Source organism: Legionella qingyii (genome assembly GCF_003184185.1).
Window position 1 is genome coordinate 1 of sequence record NZ_QHJG01000013.1, and the last position, 24,808, is coordinate 24,808.

Consider the following 24,808-nt stretch of genomic DNA (forward strand, 5'->3'; position numbering starts at 1 on the left):
GACTCAACAAGAGAGTCCTCACTATGGCTAAATTTTGTGAGGATCTCTCAGGCATAAAGCGCGGGAAGTAGGCGGAACTAAATGAAGCGTCAACAGACTCTAATTATTTTTCAACTAACTAACTGAAAAATAAAATTTTCTATACTACTTTTGTGCCATTAGGTGCATCAAGTGATCGCCTTGGTTATAATGAGAGCATCACTGATTTGATCAATTAATTTGATTTTTGCTATTCATATAATCTCTTTTAGCCACGTTATTTATCTTTTGATTTGATATATTCAGGTATTATTTCGTATGGCATAGGTTTATCAAATAAAAAACCTTGATAAAAATCAATGTCATAATTTTTAATAATCTGCAGTTGCTCTTTTGTTTCAATCCCTTCACAGATTATTTTTATTTTTAACTTTGTAGCCATCTCACATATTTTCTCCAATATGATTTGCTTAAATTCATTTGAGTGGATTTGACTCACTAATTCTTGATCAAGCTTAACATAATCAGGTTGTAACTCTGTAAGTAAGTTCAAAGAGCTATAACCGGAGCCCAAATCGTCAAGAGCAACACTGTATCCTTGCTCTCTGTAATAATCCATTATTTTTAACAAGTGCTTTTTATCTTTAACCTCATCACTTTCAGTGACTTCAAATACAATTTGTGAAGGCTTGATAGAGGTTTTTTTTAGGGCTTGATTTGTTGTCGTTAAGCAAAAATGAGGATCATAAATCGCTGTTGGATTAAAATTAATGAAAATTTTTTTATCAGAAATATCAATTTTATTCATATTTTCAATATGGCATATACGCGCCTTTTTATCTAAAAAAAATAGCATGCCACTGGATTTTGCCGCGCCCAATATATCTAATGCAGGTATGATAGTATTACCCTGGGTTCCTCTTAGCAGGCACTCAAAACCATAGGGTTGAAGTGTATTACTATCTACTATCGATTGGCAAAACGTTGACAGTCCCTGATTTTCAATGAGTCCAACTAGCCATTGTGATAAACACAACCCTACAATCTCCTTTAGTGAATGTGTATAATTTAGAACGTTCTCTATGCTTCTATCCTCGATATCAATTGGCAGCAAAACAGCTTTGCTGTCCTCAAGTTCCGCTTGCGAAAAACATCGCTCGAGGACATGGCCTATGCCCTGTGCTTCCTCAGCGGAAAAGATTAACTCGAGAACTGCACTTTTTTTTATTTTGACATCATAATTATTCTGAGTTAGATAATTTAATAGCTTTGAATAAGAATGGCCTCTGGGGGCTGAGATGAGCAAATGATAAGTTCCTGATAATTGATAAGAGGCCGCTAAATCACATTTTTGACAAGGCACAATATTTTCCTTGATGTATAATTGTCTCCTAAACTTTATTATAGAGTAATTTTTATTTTCATCTTAGGTATTTTATATCTGAGCGATAAAATAGAGTGATTTGCTCTCAATACTTTGTATCAAGGAACTACTAAGTAAAATAGATATGAATCCCAAGAGTAGATTATCATGCATATCATGACTTGAGCAGATAGCACTTTTTGCTAGAATTTTTTATATGTCTGAGACTTTATTAATCATTGCAATCTCGTTACAGGCTAATTTCGCAGCCATACTAAAATTGTATAGTAAAAATTTCATCCAAAATTAATCAATCAAAATTGACCAAGGCTATGCTATTTTTCCCGAAACGTTATTCTCATTCAATTCGACTAGGTAATGCCAGTTTCATTTTTCTATCGATTAGATCTCTGACCTCATAGAGAGGTAATGGTTTTGAAAAATAAAATCCCTGAATTTCATCGCATTTTTCATTGATTAAAAACCGTAATTGATCTGCATGTTCAACGCCTTCAGCAATTACCCTTATATTTAAGCTTTTACATAATGCAATAATGGCTCTCACAATGCCCGCATTTTCATGGTCGACAGGTAACCCATCAATAAATGATTTATCTATTTTTATTCTGTGGGTCGGAACTTCTTCAAATATTCAAATGAGCTATATCCAACACCAAAATCATCAATAGAGATTTGAACACCAAGTTTCTGAAGTGATGACAGCACCTCCATGCTGCGTTTAGGATCACTCATCATTTGTGATTCAGTTACTTCCATTTCGAGGAAGCTAGGCTGCAAAGAAAATTTCTCTAACATGATCTTAATAAAATTTTCCATCTCAAATTGTTTTTGAAATTGACGGGCAGAAAAATTTACAGATACTGGATGAACTTAAGCACACTCATTTACAATATTGGCCTTATATATTTTAGGCACAAATCGGGCAACAGGATAACGATTGTGCACAAAAAAAATTAACCGAGTTAATGAAAAACCATCTTAAGGTTATAAGCCAAATCGTGACATATCAGCAGATTAGCAGGGGAGCCTCAAAAGAACTTTATTGAAGATAAGCTAATTTATTCGATGCAAAGAATATTTTAAATTTTGTGCCGGTAGATAAGATCGGGAGTCATTGGCCACCGAGTATATTGGCCTATGACTCCCCGATCACAGACAAACTATGTATTAGGAGCTATAGTACTAATCCCTTGTGCCGAAGTAACCTGAACACTACTACACCAAGGATTATCTGCCGCAGTACAGTCGATGTCTGCAGCGGTAGATGTTAATGGCGCAGGCGCTTTCAACCTGAAGTGGTACAGTATTTTATTTGAATCCTCTAAGGTTATTTCACAAGGAAACGAACTATTCGGTAGTTGGAATGAGAATGACTCTCCCCTTCCAAGTTGACCTGATGATGCCGTCTTAGAGCATACGCCATAATGCGTAAAGATAGGAAGAGGACCAGGTGGCGGTGTGCCAGGACTCACTGTGATTACTTTTTTCCTATCATATTGTTGAGGATTGGTTAAACCTGTATCTCCTCCGACTGTAACTACAAGTCCATTTCCTATCGACCTAATAAAGCCCACTGCATCATCTATAGAATATGCATATACATTCATCCGCAATGCTCTATGTATCAGCTGAGTATAGGGATTAAAATCTTGAGCATAACCTAAAAGGTTATATTGCAGGGCTGTATAAGCATCAAAATCGGATCCGCTACTTGGTAAAGGAGTAGCACAGAACGAAACATAGCCATAAATGTGTTGAATAAGTTGTGCCGTCGTTGGTGAACCCAAATTACCACAAGCATTTTGATAGTTTTTAACCACAAATAACTTATTTACTGTCAGGCAATTTACATGGTTTGGATTCGAAACATTTGCTAAACAGTCATTCCAATTATTTGTAAGCGCAGTAGTTTGAGGACCTGTAGGAGTTAGCTGTGAGTTTTCTACCACCACATTATAGGCTCCAGGAATTCGAGGGTAAGGGAGCCCTGCGTAAACAGGCCATGATGTTTCAGCTAAAAAGGTACTCAAACTATTTCTAAAGCTCGTTAAATCCAGAACAGTCCCAGTATAACCAACTAGGTTTGAACCAAAGGGCTCCATTGCCACTGGCAAGTACACTTGATCTACAGCTGAATAATCATAATTCACTATACTAAGATTGATTGGATAAGGAGCTGAGGCAGCCGTTATGACGTCAGCAAATGTATATTCTGTGAGTTGCTGTGGATCATTGGTTGGCAAGATTCCTGTTGCACTGAATACCTCTGTTTGCGAACAACCGCTAATACAGGTCGGGCCGGGAGAGTACAACGTAACTGGGCTCACGCCTGGCTCGCTTTGAGTTTGTATTAGGTTGGATTGCACATCATAGAGATATACACGCATTGAAGACCACCAATCGACGTATTGATCAGCTACATCTCCGCCTGATGGCTCGGGAAGCAAATGGCTGTAAAATGGTACCGATACCAATGCTGTTTGCTTAGGAGCTATCCCATTGGTTCCATTAACATAGACTCGATGTAATTTTGTAGCTTGAAATCTAAATGTATTTACATCGGTCACTGCAAATAGTCCCTGCATCCAAGGATCTCTGGGTAACGCTACGGGCGGTACGACTCCAGATGTTGGCGCCTCGATAACAGGATAGATAGTCTCTGAAGTATTATTGTAAAAAGCGAGTACTTTAATAGGTACCTTTGATACTTGAACAGTAATTGGTGTTCCAACTACAGGAGCAGCATCATCTGCTGTAGCAGTTATTCTTACTACTGTGGAACCATTTGCCCCAGTTAAAGTGAATGACCCTGTTTGAGTTCCATTCACCGTTCCTGGTCCTGAAATTATTTCATATACATAGGTAACAGGATGATTGGAACTGTCTGTGGCATTAGCGGTGAAACTACCAAAACCATTTTCAGTATTATCTACTTGTGCCATAGCACTGTTATATCCTGGCCAGGTAATCCGGGCAGACTGAATAGATGGAAAAGAAGCTGGGTACGTATTAGAACACTTATAAACATTTGAATAAGTCTGGCCATCTTGAGTGTTAGCAGGAGTCCCATTATTTGCGCTATTGCAAATAATGGGATCAACTGCATAGCCAGTTATCGATAAAAAAATTGAGATGGTAAAAATAAAATAACGTATATAGTATGTCACAAACCTATCCTTAAAATAATTACAACAATGAAGCTTAACCAACTCCAAAAAGCCATTGTGTGCTAGTTAAAGAAAAATGCGCCCGTTAAAGCAACTGCATTAGCATTATAATTATTCCCTAGACGATTCTGATCTAAGAGACCTCGCTATAACCAGTTCTGGCTTATCCATAACATGCTAATTCATACCCCATGACTAATCTGACTCTTGTCGATTAGCCAATAATCAAGTCCTGCAGCAAATGAGCCTGCAAATTGTGTCGCTGTTGCAGAACTAAAACCATAACGTCACTCCATCATAGTAGTTCCGGAAATGGGGAGGCTGAGAATAACTTGTTACCTGATTTGCCGCAACACCTATGCCAGGCATATATGTCCAAGCTAAGTTTCGTCATAGGTAGATGTTGTGATGTATCATATTGATAGGTATCTATGATTCAGCCATTTTAAAATTAATTTCTCGATTATCAATTTTTAATTTTACCCTCCTTCTAATTAGAAGAACACATTGGAAAAGGATGAATCATCCGATTAACTTTAAATACCCACAAGTATTTAAACTGAATACAAACAGACTTATCCACAGAAAATGTGAATAACTTTAATCATCAAATAGGTATAAAAATTTAGAATAAAGCTTATAAAGCAAGGACTTATTTAATCTTGTTGTTTATTGATTAATTATTGATTGAAATAAATATCCACAGACCAGGGATATACAAAAGAGAACTAAAGGAAGGCTATCTTATACAATTAAAAATTAAAAAAACAGTCTTGACTCAAATTATTTTTCAACTATTTAACACCTTATTTTTAATAGCACCTAGTATACAAAAAAAATCACCAATTTGATTCTGAGTGGATTATGATCAATTCGTTTATGCCCATAACATAAATAAGCCTGATAGTAAAAAGTACCATGAGATCTCAACAAACCTCCTTTTATTGAGAGTGGTTAGAGTCTGTAAAATTTCATTTAATTTCGATTTCTCGCGCTTTATGCGCTTTATACAGAGACACATTAAAATTACCTATTTTAGCGGCATTTACTGGCTAATGAAGCAATTGTCAATAGCGCCTTGAGTATAAAAATCAGGCTAGAACCATTTTATTATTGTAATCCATGTAAGGATTCAGTTATGGTGTTGTAGTCAAATTCAAATCCATTCTCGAGTAATCTTTTCGGTGTGACGCGCTCAGAGTCAGTTAATATAACAGATGATTCGCCAATTAGTAATTTTAAAACTAAGTCTGGCAGCGGTATTCCTGGCCCTGATTTAACCAATCGTAACTCTTTCAAAACTTCAGAATTAGTAGATGGTTGCGGAGCGGTTATGTTTACTGCTCCATCAATAATATTGTCGTTGTTAGCAATAAATTCAATGGCTTTCGCAACATCCTTAACATGCACATAAGGAACAAATTGATTACCAGAACCCAATTTACCTGCACCAAAAAATCCCGCGTATCTATAATAAGGCAAAAGTCCACCAGTATTCGATAGAACATGTCCCAGTCTTAAATTAACCACGTTGCAATTCGCCTTATTTGCTCTATTTTCAATATCCTTACAGACATCCACTCTGAATTTTGTTCCAGGATCACTACCCACGACTGATTCACTTTCTTCAGTCAAAATGGTATCCCCAGCATTTCCATAAATCCCAACAGCTGAAGCTTGCAGATACTTTAATGGTTTTTCGTGAGCTTTATCAATGTTGCGAATTATTGTATCAATTACACGAACGCGTGATTCTGCTATATCCGATTTTACTGAAGAGGTCCATCTTTTAGCTCCTGGATTTTCGCCACTCAAGTTTAATATGATTGTATTGTTATCAATTAGTTCTGACCAATCTTCATCAATTTGTCTGACTTTGACGCCTTCAATATTTATTTGTGTATCCGAAGAGCGGCTTAAGCAATATACGTCATACCCTTTTTTGATAAACTCCAGACAAACCTCTTTTCCGATCATCCCAGAACCACCTGCTATGATTACTCTTTTATTCTTCACAACATCGGTTTTATTCACTTGAAAATGACCATAGTAATGCAATAAGGTGCCAATCATAGGAAAAGAGATTTTGCCGTCAAATTTCCACCCTTGGGCTGTTGGTTTTTCGGTCCACTCTGATTTTGGTAATAAAAACGTAGGTAATGGTATTTTGAATGAATCAAAAAATGTTATACCTTGGGATTCATATTTTAACGAACTATCTGGTTGAAGTTGTATGCTGTAAATAAAACGAATCGCCTTGTCCAGAACCCCTCCAATGCCTTCACTTAAATGCATTTGTCGATTAAATCCGGTGTACAGCGAATGTGTGGTTGAATATGTTTTCTGTTGCGGCGTGTTATAGCCAAATACTCTGTTCCAACGTTGCACATTTTTAGATAAATTGATTACCTCAGCGTAAAATGGCTTCTGCTTCATATCACTGGGAAAACCTGCAAAATATCCAATTATTTTTGCTAGAGATGAAGGCTTTTCTACTGTAACAGCACCTAAACCACTTCCTCCAATGCTTGAGGTTTTAAAATCTTTTACCTGGTTATCAAGTAAATGGGCATCAGGAAAAGCCCTAGCAAATAAAGAGGATGGCTGATTATCAGTTATCGATAATGGAGGAGCCTGCCAGTATGTTGACTTTGTTGATCCACCTAAACTAAACGATACTAAATATTCAAATATACCTCGTTGAAGTGATGGAAAAAAGTGAGTCGCAGTTCGCATGGCGCCGTTTCTTAACATTCTCAGTAATGGATTTTGAACTTGTCCTACTGAGGCAACCAAATCTGCAACATTTTGAACTGTTTTAGCACGTGGTTTTCGTTCTTGTTCGTATTCAGATATACCCTTTAAAAAGTCAACTCGAGTCAATTTAGATGCCAAGCACGCCGCATCTTCGATACACAAGCCTGCTCCCTGAGCAATATTCGGCGCTGTAGCATGAGCTGAGTCCCCCATCAACACGACTCGATTGTCGCGTGATGTCCATGGAAATTGTTCAACCCCTTCAATTTTAGCAATATCTGTTCTGACTATTTTATTAGTCAAATTGATTAATTCTTCATAATCAACTGCAACATCACCAGAGTCTGTCCGAATAGGTTTCCATTCTCTTACCAAATCGTTCAGAAATTTTTTAGTATCCTCGTCAACTAACCGAACTCCGTTAATTGGCGATAGATATTTGTGATTTTCTTGTGTTTTAACAGCGATGAACCAAAAGGCATTTGGTGGTTTTAACGGAACATAACCAAACCGAACTTCATGGTTGCCATACTTTTTAGATTGGTACGTGCCCCATGTTTCAAATGATGATGACCACCATTTATGTTGGGTATCTTCAGGGAGCTGAACATTTGCACGAAAATAAGTATAACCAAGATCGGTCTCATGGACTGGTGGTAGTCCTAACTCAGACATCAGACAATTTCTGATCTTTGAATGAATTCCATCACAAGCGATTAATAAATCTCCTCGATATGATTTATTCCCATCAAGAGTAACCACAATTTCATCTTTGTCTCTTTTATATCCATTGATTTTCTGTGATGTAATAATTTCAACATCATCTCTATTTTTTAAACCTTCTAACAGCAGGTTGATTAAATCATCTCGATTTAAACATTGAACAGGAAATCGGTTACCAAAATCATCACTTGCTCTTGCCAATATCCTTCCATTCGAATCCCGGTAACTGGGAAATGGCATAGGATAACCGTATTGTTGAACAAAATTTTGATAGTTTGGTATATTCTTTAATACCATCTGACTTGGAGGCCAAAGACCAATACCCCCACCGATACTGCCTTGGTTATTACTTAAATTAGGTCGAGAGTCGAATATTGTGACGTGAAATTTTACATTTCTACTCACACGAACTAATAAATTAGCCAGGGTTAAACCCGATATACCTCCACCTGATATTAGAACATGGACTAGTTTATGCACTTAATTCACCCTCAATACTCAACAAGTAATTAATTATATAAAATAACATTGTAATGAACAAAAATTTGAAAAAACTCATTGTGCTCCCATAAACCATCAGATCATTAGCACGTACAAATAGTCAAAGTTTTAAACCAATATTAGCAGCATGTCCATAGAGTAACGCCAAAATTTGGCGTTACTGTGAAAAGCTTGAACTCATAATTTCCTAAAGTATTGAAGATGGGGGAATTAATTTTTTGAAAGTAACAATCAAATTTGAATCTTTCGTTTTTGTGGTCATAGAGCTCGGATCATAACCCTGGGGTATTTGAAATGCTTGGCTGTAGTTGCTGTGAGAGTAGCTTACACTTTTACTATTATCCAGTTCACGTGTAATTTTTTGCGTAATATTTGAGCTAACTATTAATTGTCCCTCTTTAACAGAGACATCAACTTTACTATCAGCACCTTTTGGTAATTTTATTTTATAGATAATCTCATTTTTACTTTCTTTAATTTCAATATTATTTGTACTACCAAATGGTATTTGATTGGATTGATTCGCCAAGTTATGCTGCATTTGTGAAAATTGACTTTTCATAAATTGATCCATTGCTCGTTGCATTTGAACCATTTGCTTCAAAATATCATCAGGCGATTGAAAAAAGGGATCATTATCAAAAGGATCCAAAGTTACTTGCTGATTACTCTTTTGCACTTGATTATTTTGTTTCGCCTCAAGTGCCATAGCTCCTGCTGATATCATAGAGATAAGAGTAACAGAGATTAAAATAGGAAGTAGTTTCTTTTTCATCTAAATCTCCTTTATAAATTTAGGATATCAAAAATTGAAGTTTTTTGGATAAGCAATTATGATCAAATAGTCATCACCCTAATTTTAAAAGTACTCTTTAACTTTATATTATTTGAAAAGAGTATTTCATATGTAGGGGCAAATCAGACACTTTCAAGTAATCCAAGTTAGATATGCCTAATAATTCCATAAGGATTTTGTGCTTTTTTTATACTAAATAGATCATATCTTTTAGAGAATTAAAGTGCTTCAAAAAACTGAAAATATTCTAATTTGGGGTAATATTTGGAACGACCTCACGAAGTTAATTTGTGCTCTTGAGAGGCTCAGCAAAGAAGTTCATTCTTATGCCTCTGTTTTGTTAGAAGGTCGAACAGGTAACCTTATCAAAGATTATGCTGAAATTATTTTGCTTGTTAATCTAAATACCGCGGCTTGCCGCGGTATTTTTTATTGACTAGACACAATCGAAAACTCGGCCGGCTTACTTCAATCGATTGTTAATAGATACTACTAACCTAAGTACTATAAAAATAGAATGATAGAACAATAATTTTCAAAGTGGCCATAGTGCATATTCCTCTCATTATGAAGTACATATTACATTAGTGGGTTGCCCATTGAGAAAATTAGCAATGTTTTCACATACTGTATTTAACAAGCGTTTTCGTGCTGCAAACGAGGCCCAAGCAATATGGGGTGTGATGGTGCAATTGGATAAACCAATTAAAGGATTATCAATACCCGGAGGTTCTTGACTTAGAACATCAAGATATGCGGCACTAATTTGTTTTGTTTTTAACGCATAGGCGCCAAAGCTGACTCATTAATCAAACCACCGCGGCCAGTATTAATGAGAATAGCGGTCGCCTTCATTTGTTTCAGTGTATCGCTGTTGATGATATTTTTTGTAGACTCGGTCAGTGGACTATGCAAACTTAATACATCGCTTTGTTTCAAAAGATCAGCAAAACTCACCCGCGTTGCTAACTTATCGTGAAAAGGCATCGGCTTGTGGGCAATAACTTTCATTCCTAAAGCATTAGCTGCAAGAGCAACTTTTGGGGCCACTCTGCCATAGCCCATTAATCCTAAAGTTATTCCAGCTAATTCTGTTATGGGATTTAACCAATACGAAAAATAAGGTTGGGTTTGCCATTCACCATCTTGGATGGATTGATTATGAGCCTCAACGTGGTTGGTATGAGTAAGTAATAAAGCCAGCACATGTTGCGCAACACTGTCGGTACTATAATCAGGAACATTCGTCACAATAATATTATGATTTGCTGCTGCTCTGATATTGATTTTAACAGCTAAATCATTCTGGATCGTTCCCAATTACGAATACATATCACCCACGACTTAGAGTCCAGAACAATTCAAAATTTCATGTTCGCGTTTCTCATATGCTCTCTTATTTTTTATTCTAAAATTATAGTTATAGTGGCTTATTCACAACAAATGGAGAGATTATGAACAACTATAGGATGCCCGTTTTATTTATCGGGCATGGAAGTCCTGTCAATGCAATTGATGACAATCCATTCACAAAAACACTTACGCAATTAGCAAAAGAATTACCTCGTCCAGAGGCAATTCTTTGTATTTCTGCTCATTGGCTAACTGCACGTACATGGATTAGCCACACTCCTACGCCTACAACAATACATGATTTTCACAAAGGGCCTTCCGATTTATTTACAGTGAACTATCCGGCCAGAGGTGCTCCAGAGTTAGCAGAAAAAATCAAAGCAGCAATTCCAACGCCACATATTCAACTTGATGACCATTGGGGATTTGATCACGGCATTTGGAGTATTTTTATCCATATGTATCCTGATGCCGATATACCTATTATTCAACTTAGTATCAATATGGCAGAGCCAGCAGAATATCATTTTGAGTTGGGCAGTCGCCTTAAACAACTGCGTAATCATGGAATACTCATCGTGGGTAGTGGAAATATTGTTCACAATGACAAAATGATCATTTGGGATAATCAATATGCGAAACCCTATCCATGGGCTATTGAATTTGATGAGCAAGTAAAACAATGTATTATCCAACGAGATTATAAACCTCTGCTCGAAGAATTACCTTTTACAGAGGCTGGTCGGTTAAGTGTTCCTGCTCCGGACCATTATTTCCCTTTATTGTATGCTTTAGGAGCTTCTGATACTAATGACTTACTACGCTTTGAATTTGAGGAAATTCAATTTGGCTCGGTTTCCATGCGATCTCTGAGTTTAGGGCGTTCCTAGTTCAAGATAGTTCCACTTGATTTCAAACAGATAAACTTGAATCAATATTGTACATCGCTAACGCTTAATCTATACTTTTTATAGTTATAAAGCACAGAAACGTTATATTTTAACCTGCCGACTTTATTGACAACCCCAAACGTCGGCTCTTGAAAGGAATCATAAATGTCTATTTCAAAGAAACCGCTTCATATCGATGTACCGGTGAAACTCAAAGAGCTAAAAGCTGTATTCAGTGTTGGTTCCCTCGTATTCGAAGGCGATTTACCTGCATCAATTTTCCACATTCAGCTCATAAAAAATGACATCTCTGATTGGGGTGCCAAATCTGAAGTGATTGTTGTTTTTCACACGAATGCAGGGCACGTGGTGCTAAACGATGAAATGTATAACACCGAACGAAATATCGCTACAGGCAATCCTTATAAAGAACTCATTGCCGATTTAACGAAGCATGGTGTGCAAGTCGAACTATGTGGCGCTACAGCTAAGGCTCATAATTGGGGAAACACTGATTTGCTCCCCGGAATCAAAGTCACCACCGACGCTATGGCAAGGTTAATCGAACTCGTTCAAGAAGGATTCGTAAAAATCACAGAATAGCTAAAGAGATAGAGATTAGTTTAATCTCTATCTTGTGTTGGGCTGTTAAACCTGAGGTATCGTCTTTTATTTAACACAAGAATTTTTAATAATTAACCTCAATATTAATAATTCATATTGCTCTAAATTAATGTCATTTCCGCGCAAGCGGGAATCCACCTCACAAACAAAGTAATAAACCAAATTGATGCATAGATTCCCGCCTGCGCGGGAATGACGCGATATATAAACACTTTATCTATTAATTAACCTAAAAAAGGTACAAAAAAGTGACGATACCTAAGGCTGTTAAATCCAACCTTGCTGTATCTATTAGATTTCAGCTCTAAATACGCATGCCTATTATCAAACATGAACATCACCATATAACAATTCGCCAGTATATTCTGGTGAATGCAGACAGGCATAAGCGATCCATATAAAGAACAGGGCAACGCAGAACATAACAACCCATCCAGGAACTGGCCCCAATGCCGCATTTTCTACAACTCTCAGGAAAGACATTGTCATTTCCTGACGCCCCCCAACGAGTTGTAGCTTTGAGGAAGATATTTTCAAGATCCATGCCATCAGTAAAAGGAGGAACATCCACACATAATTTCTCCGTAACCTTCGTGAAATTGCCGCCCCGAAGCTCATCAGAAAATGTGGCTCAAGCAAGTCTTGTCCAAGAACTCGAGCCCAAGGCTCTTCCATTGTTTTGGTTGCCATGAACATAGGCGCAAAATAATATCGTTCAATCATACGCACACGTGCTCTATAGACGTCAAAGAAACGATATCGCCTCGACTCTATGAGAAGAAGCAGCAGAACAAGCAGCATTGCAAACAATATCACACCGTGATGAGCAGATGGAGTCGATAAGGACAGCGAAAGCATTGCAGCCGCAGCGGTAATTGCCCAGTTGGTCGTTCGATCAATGCGGTCTCTCCATCCGGCCATTCGAGCGATCTCGGCTCGATGATAATGAGCCAGTACGGTGATGAATTCGGATGGTGTTTTAGGGAGTGGAGGATTCTCGAAACCAGCCATGCACTGTTCACCTAATTGTTGTTTTTCATGTTCCATCACTACCTCCATATAGGTGAAAGATAGAATTTTTCTGCATCAAATTTCATTGATATAGTTTGGTTTTAAGTTACAGCTCTTTGATATTATAGTAAAGAATTCGTCTCATTCTTTTAATTGGGAAAATCATCCCTTTTGGCGCATATAAGACTACAAATCTAAATCATCCACTGGAATGTCATATTCTTTATTGGCGGGGGTCAAAAACCATTCTTTGCAAATTTAAATCAGGCGAATGCAAAAAATGAACGTAACTTGTTTATTTTTTTATTGTTCGGACTCTATAATGAGTCATTATGTCACAATATGGGGCAGATACTATGGACAGTAAAATTGAAAAAAAACCATTCACACTCACAATGTTAGGGACACTTACTGATTTTACCCCTGAATTAAAGCAAATACCCAAACCTACTCCGTATACAAAGGGAGCCAAAGTAAAAGATTACCCTAAAGGAGAGACATTAAGTGTAATCTCTTCTTTAATTAAAACAAAAGTACCTGCTAAAACGTCAAAACTAGATGGCAAAGACCCTTATCCCTTTCAGGCTGATGAACTGACAGTAATTAATGGCCCAAAAACGGACGGTGCTAATGTAGGAGAAAAAATTGGCTTCGGTCTAGCGGCCATTCTAAAAGCAATAGCTCGTGGGCAAATACTAATCAACATTATTGCTCATAGTAGAGGCGCTGTTGAGTCGATTTTAATAGCCCATGAACTAGAAGCGATACAAACAATTATTACATCATCTGCCACTTTTGAAGAAGTGTTAAAACAGTTATCAGAACAGCAAGTCAAAAGACAAAAAGGTACCCCGACAAATAATACACCAGATATTATTGAGCCATTAAAATCCCAAATTAATCTGATACCTAAAGAAGAGCAAGAGCAATGGTTTAATCAGTTAAAAACATATCTGCCTAATGCATCAATAAATTTTTTTGGTATAGACCCCGTCCCAGGAGATTGTTTTCCAATTACCTGGTATGACGAACGATTTTTCACATTACCCGAAATTCTAAAAAATATTGAATTAATTTATTATGCAAATGAACGTTCTGACTGGGGATTTACTCCAATTTTTCCTGAAGTAGTCGCCAAGGAAAAACAAAATTTCGTTCGATATTCCATGCCCGGACATCACGGCACTGGCTCAAATGGAAATGATGGTTCTCAGCAAGGAATAATTGTTTCTCCTGATGGTTATAAAACAACCCATGTTCAAAAATTAATGATATATAAGTTAATTAGTTTCTTAAGTAAGCAGGATGTAGTGTTTAATGATGGCATCCAGATCTTTCATCAATATACTGCTTTAGGCAGAAAATATTTGGCAAACAATAACGAACCAAAATCAATTAATGTGGCTGAACTCGATTTTCCTGCTATTTTAAGGAAACTTTATGCCGCGATTGCCAAAAATCAAATAGGGTATGATGCATATAACTCAACACACTATTCGTATATGGGACTCACCAAGCAACGTAGAACATTGCTTAAAGGGCATGTTTATGGATTCTTCAATGACATCTTTTCGACATATTCTGGCTATGTTAATGAAGAGCATGCCTTATTAATGCAAGCACATTTCTTTAAAATTTTTGGCCTAGATACTAAAAGAAAAAATCTTGCTGATATGATTGCCACTGCAAGCTCAGTCCTGGAAGAAAACATTAAAAAAATGGCCAATAAAGAACCATCTATTCTGGATTCCGAGGTAACTCGCAAAACAGTGTTGGAAACCTTTGGCATAGTGATTCAACAGGTTAGCCAGCAATTTTTAACTGATGATTGGACTTCTATTGAAAAACAAAAAGAAAAAGAAATGCTACATCAAGGGATTCTTGATATTTTAACTAAATTTAAAGAACTATCTGTATCAGAAAATGTCACGATTAAAAAGTTTGTGGAAGAACTTCTTAACTTAAGTTTCACCCGCATAAACCATACACTGATGCTCCAATCCCAGGGATTAGAAAAGGATTTTAATTGCTTGCAAGAGTCTATAGATATTCGTTTAACACATTTTTTTAGTGCTTTATTAATGCAAGTAAATCAGAATGAAAATAGTCCCTCCGTTATTCTGGATGAAATTATAAATTCCGAGGAATATAAAATATTACCTAACCATCCATCAGCAATCAAAATAACTCATATCTATAAAAAACTGGATGGAAAAGGTCTGGAAAAATACAATATCGAGCAACTTACCAACAGCTATGAAGAGCAATTTGCTAATACTATTGAAGATTTTGCAAAGCTTTATCAACAAATTCAGACTCTTCTCTATGACTTGGCTGCTATGCGTTATATGGTACCAAACGATAAAATTGAACTAGACGAACTGTACTTGCTAAAGCAAGTCAATGGATTAATTGCAACAGCTGCAGAACGTTTTTATAAAGACAGGCCGCAGTCACTTCCCCCTATAGTAGAATCAGAATTCATGAAGTTGGTAGAGCAACACGCCGTTAAGCATTTTGGCATAGTTGATCGCAGGAAGGAACAAAATAAAGAATCTGAAAAAGTAAATATAGAGACAAGCAGCGTTCTTTCAAGAACGTTTTCTTTCTTCTGGAATCCCATGTCTAGAATGATATATGGTTCTCAAGTTACTACCTCTGCTAACGGAGAAATCGCTCCCAAGGATGAAATCATGTCGCTCCCGAAATAGACATTAATTCAGCATCATCAGAGGCGTTATGCGAGCAAAAAACATTGATATGCTAAAATTTTTTACTCAAAAAACGCCCTTGGCTACGCTCTATTTTTTATGCCATCATTTTCTCCTCTGGAGTTGATCTAGTTCTTACATTGTTCTGCTTTCCAGTCGAATCAAGGTCCAGGACCCATCTAATTTGTTTGTTTAAATTAATTGGAATTTCAGATAACAAATCCAATCGAGGATCTTCATAAACATTACTATCAGCATAGATTGTCTTATAATGCGAGATAGTCATATCCCGTACATTATTTATCCACTGAATTTGTGGGGCAAATAAATGAAGCATCCCTTCTACCCAGCGATCCAGTACTTGCCAATAACAACTATCATTTTTCTTCATTTTAAATTTTTTAATAAAACTCAACGTATGCTTCGCATCATACCAAACCTCATTGGATATCCATCGATTGATGCTGAATAAACGAATGGGTTCGCCATAACGATTCATTGCAATAGCAACAATGTGTGTCATCGGATTGTCGATGTTTTTATTCCAATCAGGTAAAAGTGTTGGTCTAATTTTTTTCGAAATATATTTATAACGCAAAAAACAATGAAAATGTCCATGTTCTTCTGTTTCAAAATTCTCACGATGACAATGATAAAAATATTGAGCACCCGTATCGTAATCAATCCGATCTCCCTTTGGGTAATGCTCCATATGTTGATGGCGACTATTATTATCCAAGGTATAATGAATGACATTTCGCCCTTCAGGAGTAACCATTTGTTGTTGCGCTTCAAGAACCTGTTGGGCATAGCGCAAGAATTTGGACTTTTGATATTTTGTTAATTCAGGGAAGCTAAATTGGGGTATTACTAACATTTTAATCATCCTGATGTCAGAATATTGCGATATTCTTTATTTATATTTTGCAATCAAGCCAATTTTTATTAATAAACAGGACTTACGAAAAACCCCAAGGTCAAGGCAAATAATGTTTTGAATGAGGGAGTTTAGATAGACTAAATGACCAAATTAAAAACATTTTTAACGAAGAGATGGGGGTTTTTCGTAAGTCCTGATAAAAAGTCATGATAGCTCTTGTTATCCTAAGTATTGCTTTATTGGGATTTTATGAGCCGATGAAATTTATCGCCTTGATCTACATCATGGAAAAAATTTGTATTATAAAATGCATTTGCGATTTATAATATGGAATTTAGACCTTGCTTGTCTGTATGATAGTTCCGATATGATAAACTTCGACAATAACCATCCAACATGTGAACATTGCACCTTCTCTCCTTTTTGCATCACCGAAGAAAAAAATTCACGATGGATGAATCAAATTAATCGTGCAGTAAAACAGCACTACCATCTAAAAAAAAATGAAGCCTTATATCTTCCTCAAAATACCTTTCGAAACATATATGCGATTCAGCGTGGAAATTTAAAAACATATCAAGTAGATGCGGATGGAAATGAATTAATTCGAGGATTTTATTTTTCTGGTGAAGTCCTTGGTTTTGAAGCAATTTACACACGACATTACCTTTTTTCAGCAGTAGCATTATCTGATAGTGTTATTTGTGAAATTCCTTATGATAATTTCCTGGAATTACTGCATTTAAGCCCCCCTCTGCAAAAACATATTTTGTATTTAATGAGTCAGCAACTAAATGTAGGATCTTATTTATTTTCAATCACGGCAGAGCAACGGCTTGCCGCTTTTCTTATTGATTTGTCCTACCGATTAAGCCCATCAGAAATGCAAGCAACCTTTCTACTGCCCATGTCTCGTCAAGACATCGGTAATTATTTAAGGCTCACAGCAGAAACCATAAGCCGCCTTCTCTCCCACTTTAAAGAAAATAAAATTATTGCGATCGATCATAAGAAAATTCAATTTCTACAATTGGAACAATTACAGCTTATTGCCGATATGAACGACGGTCGCTTCAAAATATGACGAATAATATCAATTCAATTTGAAATCACACTATTTACACTCAATATGTAACAGTTATTTACTTTTCCATGATGTAGATCAATGTCATCTAAAAAAATTTAATTAAAATACCTAAAAAAAGATTATAGGCTGCATCATTCGGCTTTATACCGGCAATTATCGGATTTTCTGATCACTATTTTTTTAATGCAAATCTATAACTATTTTACTAAAAATTGTTCACGATAAGGTCTGATTCTCTGGATCTTTAAGTAAGAAGTTCAATTTATGGTTTTATCAACTTGGAAATTCCGTCAATTTTAGTCGGAATTCTATAAAGGTAGTATCTTATGAAAAACGCTCATTCAGATAAATCATGGAAACAAGTAAAGGGAATAAAATCATCATTAGCCCGATCCATCATACCTACTGAGTGTTATAAGCAATCACAGGTCAAGACGTTATTCTGGTATTTTTTTGATTTGACACTGTTTTTGTTTGGACTGTCCTTGGTCTTTTTTAATTCTCATCTGGAATTACAGCTAATCGGCGGTGTGATTTCAGGTGTAGCTACAGCAATGTTATTTGTTTGGGCACATGATGCGGCACATGGGGCATTGTTCAAAGGCACTAAAATTTCCGAAGTGCTTGGAACCATTGCGATGTTACCCTCATTAAATATGTATCGAATGTGGTCCTACGGCCATAATAAGGTTCACCATGGGTTTGCCTCTTTTTCTCCAATTGATTGGATATGGCGTCCACTGACTCGTACTGAATATCAATCACTCTCCATTTTTCAACGCGTACTTTATCGGATAGAGCGATGCTTTTTCACTTGTGCTTTCCATTATTTACGCCGAATCTGGTGGGAGCAAATGCTATGTTTTAATCCTGGTAAAGATAAACAACAAAACCGATATTATCGGAATGGTAAACTTATAGTGCTGTTTTATGGGCTAATGATGTCTGTCTTGGCATATATTTTTGCGGGAGGTATTGTTGGTATAGCTATAGCCGTAATTTTACCGTTCATTGTCTTTAATTATTTTATTTCAATTATTATATATTTGCATCATACACATCCCGATGTCCCTTTCTTTGATCTAAAAGCTGAATGGTCTCATTCTGTTGGTGCTTTATATTGCAGTACTGTTATCCATACCTCAAAAATCTCAAGAGTATTATTACACAATATAATGGTACATATACCTCACCATTTAGATCCAAGAATTCCTTTTTATAACTTACCGCAAGCTCATAAGGCACTAAAAACTAAATATGGCGAATACTTTCATGAATATAATTTTAAGTTGCGTTATGTATTAGATATTTTCAAGAACTGCAAATTATATGATTTTGAAAACAAATTGTGGATGACCTTTAAGGAGGCCGCATAATCGAGGATTTTCCACACATCAAAATAATACAGTAAATATCTTATTAGAACCCTAGAAATATAAAAAAACCGCCTGCGAATCTAAAAATAGGAGAATTAAAAGTATGATACAACCAATTCATAAAGCCGAGTATGGATTTCCAGGTAAATGGATAATGAGGCCTGTAAGTGTTGTTCTACTTATAATGATTTTACTTATTTTAAACGGTTGCAATTCCGGAGCATTAGCACCTAAAGGGCAAATTGCAGCAACTGAATTAAATCTAATGATCTTTTCAATTAAACTCATGCTGATTGTCGTAATTCCGGTTATTTTCATGGCATGCTGGTTTGGATGGCGGTATCGCGAGGGAAGTAATAGGAAATATACACCCGAATGGAACCACAGTACTATTTTGGAAATAGTCTGGTGGACAATTCCATGCATTATTATCTTAATCTTAGGTACAGTAACTTGGAAAACCACTCATAGTTTAGATCCCTATAAGCCAATTGATTCACAAAAAAAGCCAGTCTTAGTTGAGGTTGTCTCACTTGATTGGAAGTGGTTGTTTATTTACCCGGAGTATCAAATAGCCACCCTTAATTATCTTAAAATTCCTACTGATACCCCTGTCAATTTTAAAATTACAGCTGCATCACCTATGAATTCCTTCGTCATTCCACAGCTTGGGGGACAAATTTATGCAATGACAGGAATGACTACACAGTTGCATCTTATTGCAGATACTCCAGGAAATTATCGAGGGCTTGCAACAAACTACACGGGTATCGGTTTTGCAGAAATGAACTTTAACACCGAAGTTACTTCTCAAGAGGATTTTACCAAGTGGGTTGATTCAATCAAACAGTCACATGACCAATTGACCTCATCAGTATTTTGGGAGCAGCTGGTACCAAAATCCATTAATGATCCCGCCAGGTATTTCGGTAGTGTAGATGCTGGATTATTTGACAGCATAATTATGCATTACATGATGCCAAACAAAGATCATAAAAAAGCATAGAGCAAATTCTCCGTAAGTTTATGTACCCAAGTTAATACAAAAAGGAAATCGTCATGCTACAAACATTATTAGGAAAACTTAGTAATCTCCAAGAGGTTTTCCCTTATCTTTATGAACCCATCAGCCAGCAAATTATTATATTTTCAATGCTGACGTTCATCATTATTGTCGGTGTTGCCGTGTTAGGAGGAATCACTTATTTCAAAAAATGGAGTTATCTTTGGCATGAATGGGTAATCACAGTAGATCATAAACGCATAGGGAAAATGTATCTTTTTGTTGCGCTAGTAATGCTTGTTAGAGGATTTATCGATGCGGTTATGATGAGGGCTCAGCAAGCTATGGCTTCTGGTGATTCCTATGGCTATCTCATTCCCGAGCATTTTGATCAAATATTTACTGCTCATGGGACTATAATGATATTCTTCGTGGCAATGCCACTTATGTTTTCGTTATTTAACTTCGTAATACCACTACAAATTGGGGCTCGTGACGTTGCATTTCCTTTTTTAAACTCACTTAGTTTTTGGCTTTTTGCAGTGAGTGCTCTATTAGTCAATGTGTCCTTATTGATCGGTGATTTCGCTCATGCCGGTTGGCTAGCATATCCTCCCTTTTCTGAACTTGCATACAGTCCAACAGTTGGAATGGATTATTACATTTGGGCTATCCAAATTTCCGGCATCGGTAGCCTTATGTCGGGAATAAATTTTTTCGTGACAATCCTTAAAATGCGTTGCCCTGGAATGTCCTTAATGAAAATACCGATTTTTACATGGACTGCTTTTTGTTCTTCAATTCTAGTCATGCTTATTTTCCCTGTACTGACTGTTGCATTGGCATTACTTGGTTTAGACAGATACCTTGATATGCATTTCTTTACCACTGGAGCTGGTGGGGATCAAATGCTATATGTCAATTTAGTATGGATTTGGGGTCATCCAGAAGTCTATGTATTAGTTTTACCCGCATTTGGTGTTTATTCAGAGATTGTTGCAACGTTTTCTCGAAAAGCATTATTTGGTTATAAAACGATGGTCTGGGCTACTGCAGTGATTACTTTTTTGGCCTTCATTGTTTGGGCTCATCACTTTTTTACGATGGGTGCAGGTGCAAACGTGAATGCTGTTTTTGGAATCCTTACAATGATTATCTCCGTCCCTACCGGTGTGAAAGTCTTTAATTGGCTGTTCACAATGTATCGAGGACGGATTAGATTTACTACCCCAATGTACTGGCTAATGGGATTTTTTGTAACCTTTACGATTGGTGGAATGACTGGCGTCATGCTTGCTGTTCCAGGCATTGATTTTCAAGTTCACAACAGTACTTTTTTAGTCGGTCATTTTCATAACACAATCATTGGTGGCGTTGTGTTTGGTTATTTTGCTGGCTTGGCGTACTGGTTCCCCAAAATGTTTGGTTTCACCCTAAATGAATCACTGGGTAAATGCGCTTTTTGGTGTTGGCTCGTTGGCTTTTTTGTCGCATTTACCCCCCTCTATATCCTGGGTGGGATGGGAATGACTCGTCGTTTGTATCATTATGATGCTTCCACAGGTTTTCAACCTTATTTAATTGTAGCGGCCATTGGTGCAGGAATCATTGCATTGGGAGTTATCTTTCAGGTATTACAGATCATAGTGAGCATTAAAAACAAAGAGAAGTATCGTGATATTTCTGGAGATCCATGGGATGGTCGCACCTTAGAATGGAATACAGCCTCTCCCCCTGCTCCTTATAACTTCGCACATATCCCCGTTGTTAGTGATATTGATAATTTTTGGGAACAAAAACAGAAAGAAATAAATAGATTAGATAAAACCAATAAAGAGATTTTAACCTACCAGGATATCCATATGCCTAAGAACACGTCAGTGGGATTTATTATAGGTATCTTTGCGTTCATTTTTAGTTTTGCCATGGTATGGCATATTTGGTGGCTCGTCCTATTAGGCCTTGGCAGCATTGTCCTATCTCTGATAATGAGATCTTTTAATTACGACACGGATTATCATATCACTGCAAATGAAGTGGAAGCGAATGAAATTAAATATCAACGATCTATTGTAGGAAGCTAATGATGAGTAATACGCTAATAAAAGATATTCAGGCCTCGACCGCAATTCCGACCACTACTCGTGACATGTTAACAGGATCCAGTAGCGACAAACATTCCCAGCTTCGCAGTCACGCGGCAGAACGAGACACTCATATCGATGATAATCATTTTGATGGCTCTAAAAATGTATTCGGCTTTTGGATATACATTATGACGGATTGCATATTATTTGCCTCCTTATTTGCAGTATATGCCGTTCTTCATACCCATACTTTCGGTGGGCCGCATGCCAAGGAACTTTTTAGTCTGCCCTTTGTCTTAACTGAAACGTTACTACTATTAACCAGCAGCTTTACTTATGGTCTTGCGATGCTCGCTCGCGAGAGTAGCTCCTCAGAGAAAGTGACCCGATGGATGTGGGTAACTCTTGTTTTGGGTCTTTGTTTTATTGCAATGGAAAGTTATGAGTTTCGGCATTTATATTTAGAAGGCCATACATGGACTAAAAGTGCATTTTTATCATCATTTTTTACTTTAGTTGCCACCCATGGATTACATGTCACCGTAGGACTTATCTGGATGTTAGCCATTATAATTCAAATTAATGTGCATGGTATTACCCCCATCACCAAGACAAAATTTACTTGTCTCGGTTTGTTTTGGCATTTTCTGGATATTGTTTGGATTTTTGTTTTTTCAGTCGTCTATTTGATGGGAGCAATTTAAAATGTCAAAACATGAACTTATTTTAGATGCAGATACAGGCGCGTCCTATGGCACATATCAATCCTATACTATTGGTTTTGTTGCCTCACTTCTTTTGACGCTGTTCTCGTTTTATTTGGTTGCCTCTTCTGCCCTGCCTCCAAAAATCTTATACATAGCAGTAGGGGTTCTTGCTATAATACAACTTTTTGTGCAACTTGTGTTTTTTCTCCATTTAAATACAAATTCAAAAACAAGTTGGAATTTATTAAGTTTTCTCTTCACCTTAGTTGTGGTGTTGGTATTGGTAATAGGTACTATGTGGATAATGTATAATTTATATGAAAAGATGGACATGAACATGATGGCAATGTAATCCCTGCTGTTCTTTTATGGCCAGAAAGTCAAACAAGATGGAATTATCTTCTTAAGACGCTTCTTGGCCACTTACCAAACAAAATGTTCATTGATTTATTTTTATAAGGGTTAAACAGTTAATATGAAATCTCCAGAATTATTATCTCCTGCAGGTTCTTTAAAGCGTATGCGACGAGCGTTTGCCTATGGAGCAGATGCTGTCTACGCAGGACAACCTCGTTATAGTCTACGAGCCAGAAATAACGAATTCTCCCATGATAAATTGGTGTTGGGCATTAGTGAAGCTCACGCCCAAGGCAAACTATTTTTTGTCGCAAGTAATATCATTGCTCCCAACAATAAAATAAACACTTACCTTGATGATCTTGCTCCAGTGATTGAAGCCGGTCCAGATGCTTTAATCATGACAGACCCGGGCCTCATTATGATGGTTAGAGAAAAATGGCCCAATCAGCCGATTCATTTGTCAGTACAATCTAATGTGATGAACTCTGCCGCCGTAAAATTTTGGCAATCTATTGGTCTTGAGCGAATTATTTTATCTCGAGAGTTGTCTTTGAAAGAAATCCAGGCAATTCGAGAAAATTGTCCAGATATTGAATTAGAAGTATTTGTGCATGGCGCGTTATGTATGGCCCATTCGGGACGTTGTCTCTTATCCGGCTATTTTAATCACCGCGACCCGAATCAAGGAGCATGCACCAATTCATGTCGGTGGAAATATAATATTAAAGAAGGCACAGAAGATGAATGGGGTAATACACATGTAGAACCCAATACTTTTCTATTTGAACAATCGCCTCAGCGTGAAGGAGAAATGAATCTCATCGAAGAAGACGAACATGGTACTTATCTATTTAACTCAAAAGATTTACGGGCAATTCAACATGTTGAAACACTTGCACAAATGGGTATTGATTGTTTAAAAATAGAAGGTCGTACTAAATCAGACTTTTATGTGGCTCGCGTGACTCAATTGTATCGAAAAGCCATCGATGATGCGGTTGCTGGTAACCCCTTTGATTGGAATCTCATGGATACATTGGAAGGACTATCACTCAGAGGTTACACAGAAGGATTTTACCGTCGTCATGTTCCGGAAGAATATCAAAGTTATAAAGATCGCAATGAAACGGGTATTAAACAGCAGGTTGTAGGTGAATTACTTAATTATGACAGCAGTAAACAACTGCTTGAAGTATTAGTAAAAAATCAATTTGCTCTTGGTGATACTCTTGAAATCATGCTTCCAAATGGTAATCTCATTTTTAGACTTGAAGCCATTGAAAGCACCGAGGGATATTCAATCAATCGTGCCCCAGGTAGTGGTCATGTTGTTCGAATTGCTGCTAATATACAAGAGGTCAATCAATTGGAACATGGCTATTTAATCCGTCATTGGACTGAGTGATACGGAA

19 protein-coding genes and 1 pseudogene are annotated in these 24,808 nt (G+C 36.9%); 11 read left to right on the forward strand and 9 right to left on the reverse strand.

Features of this window, described 5'->3' with window-relative positions:
• Positions 1–256: 256 nt before the first annotated feature.
• The 5 genes and pseudogenes from DGG96_RS09055 to DGG96_RS09080 all read right to left on the reverse strand — a co-directional run bounded on the left by DGG96_RS09055 (position 257) and on the right by DGG96_RS09080 (position 9,286).
• Positions 257–1,342 carry an EAL domain-containing protein gene (locus DGG96_RS09055; protein WP_110142408.1) on the reverse strand — a complete coding sequence of 362 codons (1,086 nt, stop codon included), beginning with the start codon at positions 1,340–1,342 and terminating at the stop codon, positions 257–259.
• 358 nt (positions 1,343–1,700) lie between these two features.
• Positions 1,701–2,179, reverse strand: a pseudogene (locus DGG96_RS21405) (EAL domain-containing protein).
• 344 nt (positions 2,180–2,523) lie between these two features.
• The gene (locus tag DGG96_RS09070) at positions 2,524–4,530 is read right to left on the reverse strand and encodes a hypothetical protein (protein ID WP_110142411.1); all 2,007 of its coding nucleotides are present in this window, start codon (positions 4,528–4,530) and stop codon (positions 2,524–2,526) included.
• Between the two features lie 1,110 nt (positions 4,531–5,640).
• The gene (locus DGG96_RS09075) at positions 5,641–8,490 is read right to left on the reverse strand and encodes a TIGR01777 family oxidoreductase (protein ID WP_110142412.1); all 2,850 of its coding nucleotides are present in this window, start codon (positions 8,488–8,490) and stop codon (positions 5,641–5,643) included.
• 208 nt (positions 8,491–8,698) lie between these two features.
• Positions 8,699–9,286, reverse strand: coding sequence for an Hsp20/alpha crystallin family protein (locus tag DGG96_RS09080; RefSeq protein WP_110142413.1), 588 nt, complete (start codon positions 9,284–9,286; stop codon positions 8,699–8,701).
• Positions 9,287–9,530: 244 nt separating this feature from the next.
• Here DGG96_RS09080 and DGG96_RS09085 point away from each other — a divergent pair, with 244 nt between their 5' ends.
• Positions 9,531–9,743 carry a hypothetical protein gene (locus DGG96_RS09085; protein ID WP_110142414.1) on the forward strand — a complete coding sequence of 71 codons (213 nt, stop codon included), beginning with the start codon at positions 9,531–9,533 and terminating at the stop codon, positions 9,741–9,743.
• Positions 9,744–9,872: 129 nt separating this feature from the next.
• Here DGG96_RS09085 and DGG96_RS21410 read toward each other — a convergent pair whose 3' ends face one another.
• Together DGG96_RS21410 and DGG96_RS09090 are read right to left on the reverse strand one after the other, a co-directional pair.
• Complete coding sequence (locus tag DGG96_RS21410) at positions 9,873–10,073, reverse strand: NAD(P)-dependent oxidoreductase (protein WP_407656324.1); 201 nt, start codon at positions 10,071–10,073, stop codon at positions 9,873–9,875.
• An 11-nt stretch (positions 10,074–10,084) separates the two neighbouring features.
• A complete protein-coding gene (locus tag DGG96_RS09090) occupies positions 10,085–10,627 on the reverse strand; it encodes an NAD(P)-dependent oxidoreductase (RefSeq protein ID WP_267900599.1) in 543 nt (180 codons plus the stop codon).
• Between the two features lie 134 nt (positions 10,628–10,761).
• Between DGG96_RS09090 and ygiD the strand changes: the two genes are divergently transcribed.
• Together ygiD and DGG96_RS09100 are read left to right on the forward strand one after the other, a co-directional pair.
• Complete coding sequence (gene ygiD, locus DGG96_RS09095; RefSeq protein ID WP_110142415.1) at positions 10,762–11,550, forward strand: 4,5-DOPA-extradiol-dioxygenase; 789 nt, start codon at positions 10,762–10,764, stop codon at positions 11,548–11,550.
• Positions 11,551–11,715: 165 nt separating this feature from the next.
• A complete protein-coding gene (locus tag DGG96_RS09100) occupies positions 11,716–12,153 on the forward strand; it encodes a DsrE family protein (RefSeq protein ID WP_110142416.1) in 438 nt (145 codons plus the stop codon).
• Between the two features lie 345 nt (positions 12,154–12,498).
• Here DGG96_RS09100 and DGG96_RS09105 read toward each other — a convergent pair whose 3' ends face one another.
• The gene (locus DGG96_RS09105) at positions 12,499–13,185 is read right to left on the reverse strand and encodes a DUF2270 domain-containing protein (RefSeq protein WP_233590537.1); all 687 of its coding nucleotides are present in this window, start codon (positions 13,183–13,185) and stop codon (positions 12,499–12,501) included.
• A gap of 332 nt (positions 13,186–13,517) precedes the next feature.
• Here DGG96_RS09105 and DGG96_RS09110 point away from each other — a divergent pair, with 332 nt between their 5' ends.
• Positions 13,518–15,896, forward strand: a complete 2,379-nt coding sequence (locus DGG96_RS09110) for a hypothetical protein (RefSeq protein WP_233590538.1) — start codon at positions 13,518–13,520, stop codon at positions 15,894–15,896.
• 97 nt (positions 15,897–15,993) lie between these two features.
• On the opposite strand, the gene DGG96_RS09115 is transcribed toward DGG96_RS09110, so the two are convergent.
• Positions 15,994–16,773, reverse strand: a complete 780-nt coding sequence (locus DGG96_RS09115; protein ID WP_233590539.1) for a DUF6969 family protein — start codon at positions 16,771–16,773, stop codon at positions 15,994–15,996.
• Between the two features lie 370 nt (positions 16,774–17,143).
• On the opposite strand from DGG96_RS09115, the gene DGG96_RS09125 reads away from it, so the two are divergent.
• The 7 genes from DGG96_RS09125 (at position 17,144) to trhP (ending at position 24,801) form a co-directional block, all read left to right on the forward strand.
• Positions 17,144–17,860, forward strand: a complete 717-nt coding sequence (locus tag DGG96_RS09125) for a helix-turn-helix domain-containing protein (RefSeq protein WP_110142418.1) — start codon at positions 17,144–17,146, stop codon at positions 17,858–17,860.
• Between the two features lie 329 nt (positions 17,861–18,189).
• Entirely contained in the window at positions 18,190–19,239 is a 1,050-nt protein-coding gene (locus DGG96_RS09130) for a fatty acid desaturase (protein ID WP_110142419.1), read from the forward strand.
• Between the two features lie 103 nt (positions 19,240–19,342).
• Positions 19,343–20,245 carry a ubiquinol oxidase subunit II gene (gene cyoA, locus DGG96_RS09135; RefSeq protein ID WP_233590540.1) on the forward strand — a complete coding sequence of 301 codons (903 nt, stop codon included), beginning with the start codon at positions 19,343–19,345 and terminating at the stop codon, positions 20,243–20,245.
• Between the two features lie 53 nt (positions 20,246–20,298).
• Complete coding sequence (gene cyoB, locus DGG96_RS09140) at positions 20,299–22,326, forward strand: cytochrome o ubiquinol oxidase subunit I (protein WP_110142420.1); 2,028 nt, start codon at positions 20,299–20,301, stop codon at positions 22,324–22,326.
• Positions 22,326–23,033, forward strand: a complete 708-nt coding sequence (gene cyoC / locus DGG96_RS09145; RefSeq protein ID WP_233590542.1) for a cytochrome o ubiquinol oxidase subunit III — start codon at positions 22,326–22,328, stop codon at positions 23,031–23,033. The genes cyoB and cyoC overlap by 1 nt, the downstream gene beginning before the upstream one ends.
• A gap of 1 nt (position 23,034) precedes the next feature.
• Positions 23,035–23,388 (forward strand): cytochrome o ubiquinol oxidase subunit IV, encoded by a 354-nt coding sequence (cyoD, locus tag DGG96_RS09150; RefSeq protein WP_110142421.1) that lies wholly within the window; start codon positions 23,035–23,037, stop codon positions 23,386–23,388.
• A 123-nt stretch (positions 23,389–23,511) separates the two neighbouring features.
• Positions 23,512–24,801: a prephenate-dependent tRNA uridine(34) hydroxylase TrhP gene (gene trhP, locus DGG96_RS09155; protein ID WP_110142422.1), complete on the forward strand. Its 1,290-nt coding sequence runs from the start codon at positions 23,512–23,514 to the stop codon at positions 24,799–24,801.
• Positions 24,802–24,808: the final 7 nt, after the last annotated feature.

Excerpts from the sequence above, each read along its gene's own strand:
- DGG96_RS09080 (WP_110142413.1), bottom strand. The coding sequence starts at position 9,286 with ATGAAAAAGAAACTACTTCCTATTTTAATCTCTGTTACTCTTATCTCT.
- ygiD (WP_110142415.1), top strand. The coding sequence starts at position 10,762 with ATGAACAACTATAGGATGCCCGTTTTATTTATCGGGCATGGAAGTCCT.
- DGG96_RS09100 (WP_110142416.1), top strand. The coding sequence starts at position 11,716 with ATGTCTATTTCAAAGAAACCGCTTCATATCGATGTACCGGTGAAACTC.
- DGG96_RS09105 (WP_233590537.1), bottom strand. The coding sequence starts at position 13,185 with ATGGCTGGTTTCGAGAATCCTCCACTCCCTAAAACACCATCCGAATTC.
- DGG96_RS09110 (WP_233590538.1), top strand. The coding sequence starts at position 13,518 with ATGTCACAATATGGGGCAGATACTATGGACAGTAAAATTGAAAAAAAA.
- DGG96_RS09115 (WP_233590539.1), bottom strand. The coding sequence starts at position 16,773 with ATGTTAGTAATACCCCAATTTAGCTTCCCTGAATTAACAAAATATCAA.
- DGG96_RS09125 (WP_110142418.1), top strand. The coding sequence starts at position 17,144 with ATGATAAACTTCGACAATAACCATCCAACATGTGAACATTGCACCTTC.
- DGG96_RS09130 (WP_110142419.1), top strand. The coding sequence starts at position 18,190 with ATGAAAAACGCTCATTCAGATAAATCATGGAAACAAGTAAAGGGAATA.
- cyoA (WP_233590540.1), top strand. The coding sequence starts at position 19,343 with ATGATACAACCAATTCATAAAGCCGAGTATGGATTTCCAGGTAAATGG.
- cyoB (WP_110142420.1), top strand. The coding sequence starts at position 20,299 with ATGCTACAAACATTATTAGGAAAACTTAGTAATCTCCAAGAGGTTTTC.
- cyoC (WP_233590542.1), top strand. The coding sequence starts at position 22,326 with ATGATGAGTAATACGCTAATAAAAGATATTCAGGCCTCGACCGCAATT.
- cyoD (WP_110142421.1), top strand. The coding sequence starts at position 23,035 with ATGTCAAAACATGAACTTATTTTAGATGCAGATACAGGCGCGTCCTAT.
- trhP (WP_110142422.1), top strand. The coding sequence starts at position 23,512 with ATGAAATCTCCAGAATTATTATCTCCTGCAGGTTCTTTAAAGCGTATG.